Annotated in this window: 14 protein-coding genes and 1 pseudogene; 2 read left to right on the forward strand and 13 right to left on the reverse strand. The window is 54.7% G+C overall.

Annotation, left to right across the window (positions count from 1 at the left end; all coding sequences use genetic code 11):
- Positions 1-35 precede the first annotated feature (35 nt).
- The 8 genes from ilvD to C0U40_RS09235 all read right to left on the reverse strand — a co-directional run bounded on the left by ilvD (position 36) and on the right by C0U40_RS09235 (position 9,566).
- Positions 36-1,874 carry a dihydroxy-acid dehydratase gene (ilvD, locus tag C0U40_RS09200; protein WP_101655489.1) on the reverse strand — a complete coding sequence of 613 codons (1,839 nt, stop codon included), beginning with the start codon at positions 1,872-1,874 and terminating at the stop codon, positions 36-38.
- 175 nt (positions 1,875-2,049) lie between these two features.
- Complete coding sequence (locus C0U40_RS09205) at positions 2,050-2,892, reverse strand: TauD/TfdA dioxygenase family protein (protein ID WP_101655490.1); 843 nt, start codon at positions 2,890-2,892, stop codon at positions 2,050-2,052.
- Positions 2,893-2,908: 16 nt separating this feature from the next.
- On the reverse strand, positions 2,909-3,571 hold the full coding sequence (locus C0U40_RS09210; protein WP_101655491.1) for a DUF1523 family protein: 663 nt from the start codon (positions 3,569-3,571) through the stop codon (positions 2,909-2,911).
- A gap of 10 nt (positions 3,572-3,581) precedes the next feature.
- A complete protein-coding gene (locus C0U40_RS09215; RefSeq protein ID WP_101655492.1) occupies positions 3,582-3,851 on the reverse strand; it encodes a hypothetical protein in 270 nt (89 codons plus the stop codon).
- A 4-nt stretch (positions 3,852-3,855) separates the two neighbouring features.
- Entirely contained in the window at positions 3,856-5,298 is a 1,443-nt protein-coding gene (locus tag C0U40_RS09220; protein ID WP_101655493.1) for a DUF6638 family protein, read from the reverse strand.
- 79 nt (positions 5,299-5,377) lie between these two features.
- Positions 5,378-7,324 (reverse strand): ATP-binding protein, encoded by a 1,947-nt coding sequence (locus C0U40_RS09225; protein ID WP_101655494.1) that lies wholly within the window; start codon positions 7,322-7,324, stop codon positions 5,378-5,380.
- A 19-nt stretch (positions 7,325-7,343) separates the two neighbouring features.
- On the reverse strand, positions 7,344-8,462 hold the full coding sequence (locus C0U40_RS09230; protein ID WP_101655495.1) for a hypothetical protein: 1,119 nt from the start codon (positions 8,460-8,462) through the stop codon (positions 7,344-7,346).
- 27 nt (positions 8,463-8,489) lie between these two features.
- On the reverse strand, positions 8,490-9,566 hold the full coding sequence (locus C0U40_RS09235; RefSeq protein WP_101655496.1) for a hypothetical protein: 1,077 nt from the start codon (positions 9,564-9,566) through the stop codon (positions 8,490-8,492).
- A 244-nt stretch (positions 9,567-9,810) separates the two neighbouring features.
- Between C0U40_RS09235 and C0U40_RS09240 the strand changes: the two genes are divergently transcribed.
- The gene (locus tag C0U40_RS09240) at positions 9,811-10,224 is read left to right on the forward strand and encodes a PACE efflux transporter (RefSeq protein WP_101655497.1); all 414 of its coding nucleotides are present in this window, start codon (positions 9,811-9,813) and stop codon (positions 10,222-10,224) included.
- Between the two features lie 114 nt (positions 10,225-10,338).
- Positions 10,339-11,814: an NAD-dependent succinate-semialdehyde dehydrogenase gene (locus C0U40_RS09245; RefSeq protein ID WP_101655498.1), complete on the forward strand. Its 1,476-nt coding sequence runs from the start codon at positions 10,339-10,341 to the stop codon at positions 11,812-11,814.
- 331 nt (positions 11,815-12,145) lie between these two features.
- On the opposite strand, the pseudogene C0U40_RS09250 reads toward C0U40_RS09245, so the two are convergent.
- From C0U40_RS09250 to C0U40_RS09270, 5 genes and pseudogenes are all read right to left on the reverse strand, one after another.
- Positions 12,146-12,307, reverse strand: a pseudogene (locus tag C0U40_RS09250) (transposase); the annotation flags it as partial.
- Between the two features lie 65 nt (positions 12,308-12,372).
- Entirely contained in the window at positions 12,373-12,510 is a 138-nt protein-coding gene (locus C0U40_RS20190) for a hypothetical protein (RefSeq protein WP_180957665.1), read from the reverse strand.
- A gap of 356 nt (positions 12,511-12,866) precedes the next feature.
- Positions 12,867-13,613 (reverse strand): amino acid ABC transporter ATP-binding protein, encoded by a 747-nt coding sequence (locus C0U40_RS09260; protein WP_101655500.1) that lies wholly within the window; start codon positions 13,611-13,613, stop codon positions 12,867-12,869.
- A gap of 9 nt (positions 13,614-13,622) precedes the next feature.
- The gene (locus C0U40_RS09265) at positions 13,623-14,459 is read right to left on the reverse strand and encodes an amino acid ABC transporter permease (RefSeq protein ID WP_101655501.1); all 837 of its coding nucleotides are present in this window, start codon (positions 14,457-14,459) and stop codon (positions 13,623-13,625) included.
- The gene (locus C0U40_RS09270) at positions 14,459-15,202 is read right to left on the reverse strand and encodes an amino acid ABC transporter permease (RefSeq protein WP_101655502.1); all 744 of its coding nucleotides are present in this window, start codon (positions 15,200-15,202) and stop codon (positions 14,459-14,461) included. The genes C0U40_RS09265 and C0U40_RS09270 overlap by 1 nt, the downstream gene beginning before the upstream one ends.
- Between the last annotated feature and the right edge of the window lie 18 nt (positions 15,203-15,220).

Raw genomic sequence — 15,220 nt, forward strand, 5'->3', positions numbered from 1 at the left:
GCGGGGCTTCAATGTTCTCAAAATACTCGGGAAGTTTACGGTTCCAGACGAACCGCACCCTGAGACGCATTCCCGACATTCGCCGCATAAACCCGCAGCGCACGGCTGATCTTGCGTTTGCGCGGCTTCGCTGGAGCCCAGGGATTTTCCCGTGCCTCCATGGCAGCCCGACGCTCTGCAAGTTCTTCATCGGTCAGCTTTACGTTCATGCTGCGGTTCGGGATGTCGATCTCGATGATATCGCCTTCTTCGACCAGCGCAATGTTTCCGCCTTCACCCGCTTCGGGAGACACGTGCCCGATAGACAGTCCGGATGTCCCGCCTGAAAAACGGCCATCGGTGATCAGCGCACAGGCTTTGCCGAGCTTCATGGATTTAAGGTAGGTGGTCGGGTAAAGCATTTCCTGCATCCCCGGCCCGCCACGTGGTCCCTCATAGCGGATCACAACGACATCGCCTTCCTTGACCTCCTTGCCAAGAATGCGGTTACAGGCTTCTTCTTGGGATTCACACACGACCGCGCGGCCCTCGAATTTCAGAATGCTCTCGTCCACGCCGGCGGTTTTCACCACGCAGCCTTCCTGACTGAGATTGCCGAACAGAACCGCAAGACCGCCCTCTTGCGAGTGGGCGTGATCTACATCACGGATGACACCGTTTTCGCGGTCCAGATCCAGTTCCTTATAGCGGCGGGATTGGGAAAACGCTTTCGTGGTGCGTATGCCACCGGGCGCTGCGAGAAACAGCTCACGCACGGATTCATCATTGGTTGTGCGCACGTCCCATTTGGCAATCGCATCGCCAAGGGTAGGTTCATGAATGGTGCCCACAGAAGTGTCGAGCATCCCCGCACGGTTCATCTCTCCCAGAAGCGCGAAAATACCACCGGCACGGTGCACATCCTCCATGTGCACATTGGCGACCGCGGGTGCAACCTTGCACAGGCACGGCGTATTGCGGGACAGACGGTCAATATCGTCTACGGTAAAGTCTACTTCCGCCTCTTGTGCCATCGCCAACAGGTGCAGAATGGTGTTTGTAGACCCGCCCATGGTGATGTCCATCCGCATCGCGTTTTCAAAGGAGGCTTTGGTTGCAATCCCCCGGGCAGACACAGCCTTATTGCCGTTCACGTAGTAATCTTTGGTCAGTTCCACGATCCGGCGCCCCGCCTTGCGGAACAGCATCTCGCGGTCGGAGTGCGTGGCCAGTGTGGACCCGTTTCCCGGCAGCGCCAGCCCCAGCGCCTCGGCCAGACAGTTCATAGAGTTCGCAGTGAACATGCCGGAACAAGACCCGCAGGTCGGACAGGCGCTTTCCTCGATCGCCAGCACTTCCTCATCGGTGCGGTCGGGATTGGCGGCCTGCATCATCGCATCCACCAGATCAATTTTCTGCAATTCCCCGTCGATATCGACCTTACCGGCCTCCATCGGACCACCGGACACAAATACCACCGGAATATCCAGCCGCAGCGCTGCCATCATCATACCGGGGGTGATCTTGTCACAGTTGGAAATACAGACCATCGCATCCGCGCAATGGGCGTTCACCATGTATTCCACACTGTCAGCAATAACCTCGCGGCTGGGCAGGGAATAAAGCATCCCGTCATGGCCCATCGCAATGCCGTCATCTACCGCAATTGTGTTGAATTCCTTCGCCACACCACCGGCTGCATGGATTTCCTCAGCCACCAGACCGCCAAGGTCTTTAAGATGCACGTGACCGGGCACAAATTGGGTAAAGGAGTTGACGACCGCAATGATCGGCTTGCCGAAATCCTCGTCCGTCATACCCGTCGCGCGCCAGAGCCCGCGGGCCCCTGCCATGTTGCGGCCATGTGTGGAAGTTCTTGAACGATACGGAATCATTGGGCTGCCCTCGCGTGGAAATCTGGTTTTCCACCGTGTTTTGCCCTAAGGCGCAAGGAATTGCCAGCCCCCGCGCCCTGTTATGGCGCTGCGAAAATTTAAGGCCTCCGGCGGGGATATTTGAAGAAAATGGAACCGAGGCTTCAATGTTCTTCAAATACTCCACTGCCGGCCCCTAGCGCGGTGGGTCTGCAGAGAAGGTTGTCCGGTAGAGCAGCCGACGCACGCCGTCGTAATCATTGGTCGCATAATGCAGCGACATCCGGTTGTCCCAGATTGCGACATCACCGGCCTGCCATTTCAGGCGACAGGAAAAATCGGGCCGTGTGGCATGTTTATACAGGGCTTCGAGGATCGGGGCGCTTTTGGTCTCTGTCATGCCGCTCAGACGGGTGGTGTAGATCGGGTTTACAAACAGCGCCTTGCGCCCTTCGTGACCGGTAATCACAACCGGATGACGGGTTTCACGATCCGCTGCGGGATCACCGCGCACCATCCGGATCGATGCGCCCGAGCGTGTTTCCCGGGGCGGTGCATGTTTCACGCCGTAGGGTTTTCCCACGTGAATTGCTTCCCGTCCCTCTACAACTGATTTCAGATCCGCTGGCAGGCTTTCATAGGCCGCAACCTGTGACGACCAGACCGTATCGCCTCCGACTTCGGGGATTTCCACCGCATTCAGAACCGATCCGGCGGGGGGATTCTCCAGAAAGGAAAAGTCGGAATGCCACTCCCCTCCGAATACGCCAGTGTTGCGTTCCTCCGCTTCCTTCAGGACGGCGATCACTTCGGGCTCACCTTCCATCGGAGTGACATAGGGCAGCTGCATGGCCGGTCCGAAGACGCTGTTGAGCCGTTTCTGTTCTGCAATGTTCAGGAACTGACCGCGCAAAACAATCATCTGGTGGCTGGCAAGGGCCGCGCGCAGCAGTCCGGCGACATCCGCGCTGACCGGATGTTTCAGGTCGAGGCCGGAAATTTCCGCTCCCATAAACCCTGTCAACTTGCGGATCTGCATCCTGCCCCCTGCCGAGTTATCCGAACCAGCGTTTGAACCATGCCCTCACGCCGCCTCTGGCGCGGTCCACATCCTCCCCCGCTTCGGCAGCGCGGGCTTCTACGGCGTCCCAGCGTTCCTCTATCTGGGCAAGCGCGGGATCGATCTTGCGGCGTTTGAACCGTTGTACCAACCGGTAGAAGCCGAGCATGAACAGCCCCATAACGATGTAAATCGCGATGTTAGACCAAGGGATGATCCGCACATCAGGTCCTTCCACATCCCAGATCGTAACCGCGTTGGGATAGATCGACAGGAATTCGTTCCGCCAGCCGTAATGTTTGATCACAACCCACTCCGGTGCGGCGCGGGTGGAAATTCTGTCTGCGGCCTCGGCCTGAAGGTTGGAACTGTCCAGTTTGAAATACCAGGGCCAGCCGAAACCGGTGTCCTCGTTGCGGAACACCATGACCTTGCCGTCGGGATAGGACGTGTTGATCAGACGCAAATCGCGGTTCACGCCTTCGTTGTTGCCACTGTCTGTCTGGGCATAGAAAATCCTGTTCCACTTGGAAAAGTCCTGCCGGATGATCTCTGTGCCAGTCACCCGCACGATATCGCGCTGTGGCAGCGTGTAATGCAGGAAAGCAAAGACCAGCGCGATCAGAACAATCCAGAAACCCCATTTGAACCAGCGCATTCGGCCATCCTCACATAAAATTCGTCACATAAAGCATCGCGATCACCAGAATGACCGGAATAACATAAACGCCCCAGATCAGCTTGCGCCGGAGCGATCCTTCATAGGCTTTCAGCCCGTCCTCGATGAACTGTTCACGGGGGCCGGGATGCTCTGCGCCTTCGTCAAACTGCTTCTCCAGTTTTTCGCGCCGCACAGAACGGGAATACCATGACAGACAGATGTAGACGATTGTCAGCAAAAACAACCCGATAATAGTTAATCTCACCCATCCGAACATAGGACTATCTCCGTTTTACCGCCCCCCAAGGGCCAACCCGTTGTATCATATCACGGTCATCATCGTCGTAATTGTCGTGATCATCATCATCGTCGTCGTCGTCATCGTCGCGGCGCCCCCAAGGCTGTCCCACCGGTTTACGCTTTCGCGCGGGGCGGGTTGGTTCGGGTTCTTCCATTGCGGGTTCATGCCCGAAAAGTTCCTCCCGCGCGCCCGCCTTATCCATCATATACTCTGACGCGAGATACTCTGCCACATAGTCTTTCTTACTGTCGGACCATCCTGCATAGGCCCGATAAAAGGCTTCCTTGTGGCAGATGAACAACTGGCGCACATCTAGCGGGGCGAGTTCGGCCAGCAGCATGTTGACCAAATCCTTGTCGGCGTGATCGCTGGCCCGCAGCGTATAGAAATAGGCCGGATGTTCGGAGGTAATCCGCGGCCAGTCCCCCTGCCCCCGCGCCCATTGCCACAGACGGTAGAGGCCCTCGTATTCCTTGGGCAGGTGTTTAAGGTTGCGCCGTGCCAACTGGCGAAGTGCCCTGCGATCGGGGTTTTCAAACCGCTCTCCCAGTGCGGCAGCGGTATCAACGACGATAAAATCCAGCTTTTGTTGCAGGATGGCCGCCACGTCCCGCCCGCGCGCCGAAGTCACAGGCTCTACCAGATTGTTCACTGCCAGAAAGGTCGCGATGTCGTTGCGCTGGGTGAAATCCATAACATATTCGACATCCCAGTCCGACACATCGTCCACCTTACGCACAGAAATGACGGCAGCTTCTTCCAGATCGCGAAAGACATACAGTCCGCCGAAATGAGAGGTGTAAAAGTTGTTCTGCTGGAAACTGTTATGAGTAAACACAACAGGATTGCGGGTGATATCACCGGTTTTCTTACTGATTTCGATCATTTCGGCAATCAAGACATCATCCCACCAGGCGTCTTCTTCCCGCAGGAAACGGTCGATCTTGCCTTGCAGTATCTTACCGTCCTCAACTGTGGAAGCGGTGGTATCAGCCTCAACCTCGATCCGCCGGATAGCCAGCAGATCATTCGGACTGTCGATTGAAAAGACAGAATTCACCAGTTCTCCCGCCACGGCATCCTTGGCGGTCAGCGCGAACAACTGGAGTTCGTTTTCGTCCATCCAGCGCCGCAGGATGCTGCGGGAAGTGGAAAATTTTGCATTCAGCAGCGGCGCGGTCTTCTGCTCGGTGGACAGCAGGATGAACTGACGGTTGCACCCGTTCGGGTTAAGATAAAGATCATCGCCAAATTCATCCCCGATTTCAGGGGAATAGCCCGAAATATCCAGATGGAATTCCGTTAGCGCAGTCCGCCGTCCCGTCAGATGTTCGAGCGCACGGTTGTAGCGTTCCACCAAAGTGGGGGAGCGCACCTCGAAAAGGTTCCCGAACATCAACCCGCGGCGGACAAGACGCATCATGAGAGAGCACCCCGTAGGCCGGGCTTCAGCCCGACTATACCCGCCGCAAAAAACAGTGCGCAAAACTTATCGAAAGCCCTCAAACTTTCCCCTCCAGATACCGCCGCTTGGCTTCTTCATTCCGCCCGAACTCCCGCACCATGTTTTCAATCGCCACTTCGTCGGATTTATCGGCATAACGGAATTCGGAATCGGCGTAGCGGTTGATTTCCTGAATGACCATCTCAACGGTGATCGGCTGGGCCAGTTCGGCGATCATCGCCTTTTTGGTATCGTAGTCCTTTGCCAGAAACAGATCGGTATTCTCCATCCATTCATCGGGCAGTTCAAAATCCATCGCGCGGACTTTGACGGCATCCGTAATGTTTTTGATGGCGCGGCCGGTAAATCGCGCATCGGCCTGCTGGATTCCTTTCAGATAGGTGCCAAGCTTGGCAATCGTGTCGAGCGCACCGATTTCCGAGGTGACACGGTCAAACACGTTCAACAGCCCTGTTTCATGGGGTTTGGAGTGGCTTTCATAGCTCGCCGCGACTGCCTTCTTGATCTGCTGGGCCGCGAAGAGTTCGTGTTCCCCTGTCGGGATCGAATGGTTCTTGCCCATCAACAGGTGGAGGATGTCGATATAATCTTCCCGCGTTTGCGGACCGTCCACCAGAAACCGCGCCCCGGCCCGCTGGCGCAAGGCGTCGTCCACGTTTTCGGGATAGTTTGAAAACATGCCAAAGGTGCAGTTGCCCCGTACCACGGTATTGGCACCGGCGAAGCTTTCCATCAGAACGGCGGTGATTTCCAACTGCCCCGCGCTCGACTGTCTGTCGCCCCGTTTGCCGGCAAGCTGGTCGATATCGTCGATTGTGCCAAATCCGATCACCTTGGGATCAATCACGTTGTTAATAAACGCTTTGGCGTTCTGGGCCGACTTCCCCTGATAGCTGTCAATCGAATCCGTGCTGAGGTTCTGGTAACGAAAGGCATATCCCGCATTGGTGCAATAATCATTAATCATCCCCGCCATCATCTGGATCAGCGTGGTTTTCCCCGTGCCGGGTGCGCCATCCCCCATGAAGGTGAAGATAAAGCCGCCCAGTTCGGCAAAGGGGTTCAACTGGCGGTCAAAATCATAGGCCATCAGCATTTTGGCCAGCTTCATCGCCTGATATTTTGCGATGTGGTTGCCAACCACTTCGTTCGGCTTCTTGAACGTCATGGTCAGCTTGGTGGATTTCGCCTTGTGGCTGGTACTAAAACCGTTGATCTCAAAATCATCGGCCTCCACGCGATAGGACACAGTCCTGAAGGGCTCCAGCCGAGGCAGGGAACCTGCCCGCAGCGCAACCTTTTCCATCAGCTTTTCACAAAAGGCCTGCACCACGTGAACGACTGCGGCTTCATCCTTGGCGAACAGCGCAAGGTCCTGGTCCAGCTCCCATAACGCACCGTGCAGGGCCAGTTGCGGGTTGTCTGTCAGCACCTCTTCGATCTCGCCTATGTCCACGGCGGCCTCCCCCTCGGCCGAGCCAATCGGAGCCAGCAGATAGGCAGTCATATTTGCAAACACATGCAAGGAGATCGCAGCCGCGGCCGCTAGAAGTTCGCTGAACTCGGCTTTCTTTGAAGGGGGCAATGCACCGGCGAGATTGTCTTTCAACAGGGCGGACAGCCCCGTCTGGTCGGCAAACTGGTCGCTGACCACATGGGCCACCGCCAGCGCACGGCGCAAGCCCTGTAACACCGTTGCCTGTTTGGGAGAGGTCAGCGGATCGCTTTCATCCGCGCCCTCTATCCGGTCGATCAGATGCACGCCTTCGGGCCGCGCGGTGCTGCGCGTCACCAGCCCCGGAGTGGTGGAACGGAACCGCCGCCGCGTCCCGATTCCGCTGGAGCGTTCCTTTTGCGGCGCAGCCTCCCGCTTTTGCGCAAGCCGTGGCGTGTGGTCAAACCCGTCCAGCAAGGCCACTGCCGCATCATATTTCCCGAGGATCAATTCCTCTTTCAATTCCATTAAATTGCCGGTTTCATTCATTTTTGAAAAATCCCTGTCGTCAATTGTAACTGGCCACGCGCCCGCTGCTCCCCACAACATATTTGCGCACGTTGCGCATACCTGCCGGATCACGGTCTTTCAGCACCTGATAGGCCCGCTGCGGCAGGATCAAAGAACGGTTCTGTTCCGTCGCACCAGTCAGTTCGCCCCGATCCTCCAGATTGAAAATCTCCCGCTCTGCCACGGAAAACCAACCCGTTTTTTCCTGTGTCACGGATTTCGACCACAAAGTTTCCACCGTCCAGGCGAGCGCCCAGTCCATACCTTCCTGCCCTGCCGTTTCCGCCAGAACATCGCGCAGCGGTCCGGTCTGTTCCGTATAGGCATGGGAATACATCGGACCGATATGAATACGGCGCAGTTTCTTGGGGTGCAGATCATCAAAATCCTGATCAAAGCCCGTGGCAATCGTCACCAGCTTCAACCCCGAAACAGCTTGCGCCATCAGATGGGCCTGCACCTGCGGCCACCGCCGGTCATCCTGTACCAGCGCCGTGCGCCCTGAATCCTCCAGCTCCATCATATAGATCGCCGGAAGGTTTGTCTGGCTATCATAACTCGCCCAATGCAGCAGATACCGCCGCCGGTCGTCGTCTATGTTGCCCCGCCAGACCGCCTGAGGATCATTGCCCGCAAAGAACAGATCCCGCCCCGCCAAGGCTTCGTAATAGAGCCGCTGGGACAGCGCGTATTGCAGAGCAGTAGGGTGAGACTGTTCATTCAGAATATGCCGCACCATAGCTTTTTTTATTTCTTCGGGCGACTGGGAGGTCCGCAGGTGGTGCTCCACATTCAGGGCGTCGTTGGCCATCTGCAACAGCTCTTGAAACACCGGAAAGCCGCTGTCCTGACGGTCCACAGACATACCGTTGGGCAAGGCACCCGAGACCCGCCATGTCATCAGGTACTTATAAGACAGTGCGGAAAACGTGTGGCTTAGCCGTGACAGATAATCCTTGATGATTTCCGCTTCCGCATGGCCAACCAACCCTTCATTTTTGGACAGATCCGTCACCCGTTCCAGATGGCCGATAATCTTAGCGAACTTCGCGAAATAGCGCCGCGTGCGGGCCGCGCCTTCCAGATATTCGTGATCAAGGGTCAGATCGGCAGTCATGCAAACGGCTCCGCGACGATCCTGCCTTTACGCGCCATAAAGATTCTTGTCATGTTTCTCGACAATTTTCTCAAAACGCCGTGCGAAGCGCTCGTCGGATTTGGCTTTCTCTTCCAAGACTTTGCGGGCAAACACCATATGGTCCTCGTGCTTCTCCATCATCTCGGCCATACGCTGGTTTGTAGCCGAGCCAATCGCCGCCATCGCGGTTTGTGCTTCCTGATCCGTCTGCACGCCAATTTCGTTGATCTTGTGGGCCACATCCTGCTGTTGCGCCGTCTTTAAAGACTTCGTCAGGGCGTCATACAATACCACCCGCTGCTTGGTGTCTGTCTGCAACTTGTTGATCAGAACCATCTGGGTGGCCGCCTGATTTTGCAAACTGTCGACCCAGGATTTGCCCTTCTCGATATAGCGTTCCAGTGTCTGGGAGTTGGCCAGCTTGACCTGTTCAGCCTGTGCCAGCTCATTATACTTCGCATTCAGCGCCGCCAGTTCGCTCTCCAGCTTGGTGCGCGCGGCCGCGTCCTGCTCCATCGAGATCTTGTTTTCCAGTTCGATAATGCTCGGGTCCATCGCCAGCAGGTCGGCCTTGATCTGTTCCAGCTCGCCCACTACGGCTTCCCGCTCTGTCAGGGTCTCCTGCAAATTGCCTTCCACCCGAGTCTTGTGTTCGTTCAGAACCGCAAGCTGACCCTGCAACAGGTTCACAATCACATCCGATTTTGAAATCAGATCCTGCAATTTATCATCAATACTGGCGGTGCGCATCCGTTCCTGACGCAGGCTTTCGGACCGCCCCTTGGAAAAGATTCCCACAAAGGTTTCCCAGCCGGTTTTCGTGCGCATCGCATCGAAATCCTGACTGAAGGCCGCTGTGACATCGTCCAGCCCCATTATCAGTTCGGCGATATTCGCATTCATTGCGTCCGAATGGGCGTGCACATCATCCAGAGAGGCGTTTTCAATATCTATCGAGATATCACTGCCCGATTTCATCTTGTCCTGCGCCTGTTCCAGCTTGGAGGACAGTTCCGAGATTTTGGACTGCGCCGCCTCCACCTGTGCCTGAGATTCCCTGATCTGCGCATCAAAATCTGCCATCTTGATCCCTTTCAAATGCAACTTCTTCGGTTCTATCTAATAACGTAAACGCGTTTTATAATAGTTTTGCGGCGAATTATCCAAATTGTCGAGCGTTTCGCAGAACTCTGGCCGATTAAAGGTTCCTTGCCTTGGTTTTCCCGTTTGATATAATTGTTTCCAGAGGACGACCTCCCCCGCCGCTTCTTCAGCGGGGTACAAACAGAAAGGGACGACCCTTTAATTCTATCTTAAGGGAAATCCCGTGCGCACTTCATTTGACCGTATCCGACAGGCTCTTCTATTTGAAGGTCTTGCCCTCTTCATTCTTGTCAGTGTCGGGATGCTTTTTCTCGACCTCTCCCTTGCGGGAATTGGCGTGATCGCTGTTGCCGGATCGGTTCTGGCGACTGTACTGAACTATGTTTACAACCTGATTTTCGATCTGGCCCTCAAATCCAGAACCGGCAGCACGGAAAAATCCCTGCCTGCGCGGGTGATCCATACCTTCGGCTTTGAAATCTCAATGTTGATGATCATGCTGCCTTTTGTGATGTGGTGGCTGGATCTGACCCTGATGCACGCCCTTGTGCTCGATATATCCTTTACCCTGTTTTACCTGTTTTACACCTTCGTATTCACTTGGGCATATGACCGGATTTTCCCTGTTCCCGCCTAGTTCTGCCCGGATCAGTCGAATTTGGCAGTTCAAAGCGGTGATGTGGTCTTGCCCTTAGGGCAGAAATCGTGTCACCTCGCCGCGAAATTGAACATGTTAACGGAGGAGCCCCGTATGCTTGACAAGACTGATTTGAAGAACCTTCTGAACGATCCTTCGCTTCTATGCTCTCAGGCATATGTCGCGGGGGAATGGATCGACGCAGACAATGGCGCGACATTCGAAGTTAAGAACCCCGCACGCGGTGACGTGCTGACCACCCTGCCCGATCTGGGTATCGACGAAGTCAAACGCGCCATTGATGCCGCACAGAAATCCCAGAAGGAATGGGCTGCACGCACCGGCAAGGACCGCGCTGCAATCCTGCGGAAATGGTATGATCTGATGGTGGAAAACGCCGACGATCTGGGCCGCATCCTGACAGCAGAAATGGGCAAGCCCTTTGCCGAAGGCCGCGGCGAAATCCTTTATGGTGCCTCATTTATCGAATGGTTTGGCGAGGAAGCAAAACGCAACTACGGCGAAACCATTCCGGGCCACCAGCCCGACAAACGCATCACCGTGATCAAACAACCCGTAGGCGTCGTGGCCTCCATCACGCCGTGGAACTTCCCGAATGCGATGATCGCACGCAAAGTGGCCCCTGCTCTGGCAGTCGGCTGTACTTTTGTCGCCCGCCCCGCAAAGGAAACCCCGCTATCTGCCCTTGCGATGGCTCTGCTGGCGGAACGGGCCGGTGTTCCCGCAGGCGTGTTCTCGGTTGTCACCAACACCCGCGCTTCCATTGTGGGCAAGGAATTCTGCGACAACCCGATCGTGCGCAAACTGACCTTCACAGGTTCTACCGAAGTGGGCCGCATCCTGATGGAACAGGCCGCAGGACAGATCATGAAAACCTCGATGGAACTGGGCGGCAACGCACCGTTCATCGTGTTTGACGACGCTGATCTCGACAAAGCGGTCGAGGGCGCGATGATCTCCAAATACCGCAACAACGGCCAGACCTGCGTCTGCGCCAACCGGATCTACGTGCAAGCCGGCGTCTATGATGCTTTTGCTGAAAAGCTCGCTGCAGCAGTGGCAGAGATGAATGTAGGTGACGGCCTGGAAGACGGCGTCACCGTCGGGCCACTGATCTCGGAAGATGCGGTGGAAAAAGTGGAAGAACATATCAAGGATGCGACGGAAAAAGGCGCGAAAATCGCCGCAGGCGGCAAACGTCACGCACTTGGCGGCACTTTCTTTGAACCGACAATCCTGACAGGTGTCACTTCTGACATGATGGTTACAAACGACGAAACCTTCGGACCGGTTGCGCCGCTGTTCAAGTTTGATACTGAAGAAGAAGTAGTCGCAGCTGCTAATGACACGATCTTTGGTCTGGCGTCCTACTTCTACTCCAACGACCTATCCCGCGTGCACCGCGTTCAGGAAGCGCTGGAATACGGAATGGTTGGTGTAAACACCGGCCTGATCTCGACCGAGCTCGCGCCGTTCGGCGGTGTCAAACAATCCGGCATCGGGCGCGAAGGCTCCCGCCATGGCACCGAAGACTATCTGGAAATGAAATATATCTGCACATCCATCTGATCTGCCGGATATCCAAACCGAAACCGCGCCCCCACCGGCGCGGTTTTTTTCTGTTGATTTTCAATGTTCCTGAAACACTCCCGCCGGAGGGGTATATCCTTCGTATCAAGCGCTATCACAAACGCTCTGAGATTTAAATCCTGCTTTAATAAGAGTGCGGTAGCGTCTCAGCGCGGTCCGGAATTTCCCGGGCAGTGCCACCTGCGTTTGTAGATATTTCGCAAGCGCCCAAATGGCAAAATCCAATTTCTTTACAGTTGCACAGTTAAAGACCCTGCCGCCTGGCAAGCATTGCTAGAAAGAGACCGGAACTAAACCGTGACAAGACCATCTTCACTTCAGGCACTTCCATGCCACCAAACTTGGATCGCCATTTGTAAAACGTGGCACCGCTGACACCGTGCGTCCGGCACAACTCCTTCGCGCCAAGCCCAGCCTGATGCTCTTTCAACATCCCAAATATTTGGTCTTCACTAAAACGGCTTCCCCTCATCCACTGTCTCCTTGGTGGAGAACAGACTAACTCAAAACACCGGACTTTTCAGGAGAGCAGGTCATCTAGAGTGGGCGCAGATTTTCGACCTCTGGGCCGAACAGATGGGCTTTGACGGCTATATGACCGTCTGCCACGGGAATCTTATCCACATCGCAGCCGACCGCATCCGGCTCGATGGCAGTGTGGTCGGCGATTCCCATGACTATCGCCGCAGTGAAGCTGTCTTCCATGAGAATGAAGTGTCTGAAGTCAGCCCTTGCAACAGATTTGAGCATTCCTTTGGTGTGACCTCGGATGGTTTCGAAATTTTCGCACTCTTGCGCAAGGGCCTTCACGCGCCTGGAATTGAGATTCAAACCTTTCCTGAATTACTGAGATTAGTCAGAACTGCGACTTGAGAAGGTTTGCACCGCGAACGGCCATCCAATAAATTTCCCCGGAACGACAGCTAGGTCCAAAGGCAGTTCCAACGGCATTCTGGTTGAGGTTTTTTTACAAAGTTTGCTGCCGTGAGCGTTCGATTTGCGTTTGGAGATGCAACTCCACCTCAGCTTAACTACAGGATTTGGCTTAGAAATTCTTTGGTTCTTGGATCTTGGGCATTCTGGAAGAATGTTTCGGGCGGGCCATGTTCCACGATAACGCCGCGATCAGTGAAGTAGATGTGATCCGCGACTTCCCGTGCAAATGCCATTTCATGGGTCACCAGAATGCAGGTCATACCGTCCTCGGCAAGGTCTTTGATAGTCTGCAGAACCTCGCCAACAGTTTCAGGATCAAGGGCTGCGGTCACTTCATCGAACAGAATCACGTCCGGTTGCATCGCCAGAGATCGTGCAATTGCGACGCGCTGTTGTTGCCCGCCAGACAACTCCCCCGGATAAGCGTTTTCTTTTCCTTCCAACCGTACTTTTTTGATCAAAGCACGCGCCACTTCTTCCACTTTGACCTTGTCTTGTTTCAAAACGCGGACAGGTGCCATCATGACGTTTTGCAAAGCCGTTTTGTGCGGAAAAAGATTGTACTGCTGGAAAACCATGCCCACTTTTTTGCGCAATTCAAGCTTGTCCACTTTTGGGTCGTTGACCTCTTGGCCCTCCACCAGAATTGATCCCTGTTGAATATCGTTGAGCGCATTTATGCAGCGGATCAGGGTCGATTTACCGGACCCCGAAGGGCCGATTATACAGATAACATCGCCTTTCATGACGTCGAGCGATACGCCGTTCAAGACCTTCAATTCCCCAAACGATTTGTGCACATCCTTAAGAGAGACCATAGGGTCTGCGGTTGTCCAGCTCATGTATTTTCCTCAGTTAATGACAGCGTATTTCTTCTCCAGCCACACGGTAAAGCGTGCAATTGGATAGCAATAGATAAAGAACAGCAGCAGGACGAAGCCGTAGAAAGGGGCCAGCAGCTCGGGGCGTCCGCCTTCCGAGGCAAGCGCCTGTCCGGTTAGGGTCATCACCTCGGATACACCAACAATTGAAGCCAGAACTGTGGCCATTGTGAGAATGGAGTAAAGGTTCATCCAAGGTGGCAGCATCCGTTTAACGCATTGCGGCAGGATGATCAGCCACAGAGTTTGCATTCTGGTGTAGGCTAGGCTTTCTGCCGCTTCCCATTGACCACTTGGCAACGAGCGAACCGCCCCGCGCACGATCTCGGATACGTTAGCCATGACAGGCAAGGACAGGCCCAAAATTGCCTTCAGCCAATCGGGGAAAGGTATTTTGAAGCCAAAAACGTTAATTTCAAACGGCAGCAAGAACATTGCAAAGAACAACAGGACCAACCACGGCGCGTTGCGGAAGAACTGTGTGACAAACCACGAACTGTGGCGGGTCGCCGCGATCAGCGATATCTGCCCCAGCCCCAAAATGGCGCCGATGGCTGTTCCAAATGCCATAGCACTGATCGAAATGATCAAGTTGAATATGAACCCTTTTAACAACAACGGGGCCCAGTTTAGCAGAACGGCCAAAGGCGATTCCTGACCGGAAGGCGCCTGCGCGAACGCTACGCACGGCCCGATAATCGCTATTAAAGCCACTGTTAGAATGTGTTTTGATTTCAGGCCCAGGAATGGCTCGCTCTGATGCCGCTTTAGCGGCAGCATCACGGGAAGATCGGTTTCATATTTCATCAGCCATACCCCGGAATTTTCATAGCACGTTCCCACCGGTTCATGCCGCTCACCAAAATGCCTACCAGTACAAAATAGGCGAGTAGCAAGAACACCATCATTTCGGTGACATTGACATTGTCAGACCAGATTTGGTTCGCCTCGTACAGCATTTCCGGCACTGCGATTGCATAGGCCAGTGTGGTGGTTTTAACCAAGTTAACCAAGTTATTGTTCAGCGCCGGCAGGACAACACGGAACGCCAATGGCAGCGTGATGTCGCGGTAGATTTGCAGTTTGGAAAAGCCCAACGCTTCGGCGGCCTCAACTGTGGATTTTGGCACAGCTTCAATGCCGGAGCGGAAGATCTCGACGTTGAAGGCCCCTGCAAAGAATGACAGCGAAATCGCCGCCCACGCGAAACTGCCAAAAATCGGCGATTGCCCACCCCAGTCATTCTCTACCCGTGGCAGCAAGGTGCCGATAGCGAAGTAGAAGAAATAGAGTTGAACCAGTGGTGGTGTATTGCGGAATAACTGAATGTAGCCGCTTACAAAGCGTCGCGTCCATTTAAATGACGAGCCCTGAAGCCATGCACCGATAACTCCAATGATGATAGAAAAGAACAAGCAAACGAGCGAAAGCTTAATCGTAGTGAACAGACCATCAATCATACGGTTCCGGTCGTATTCATCATAGAGAAATGGAAGGTTTATACCTGTCTCTTGGTATAGAGTACGAAACCATTCGTAGACCATTTCCATATATATATCCCCTCAGGC

The sequence above is a fragment of the Neptunicoccus cionae genome, assembly GCF_002860325.1.
In the GTDB taxonomy this organism is placed as follows: domain Bacteria; phylum Pseudomonadota; class Alphaproteobacteria; order Rhodobacterales; family Rhodobacteraceae; genus Amylibacter; species Amylibacter lutimaris.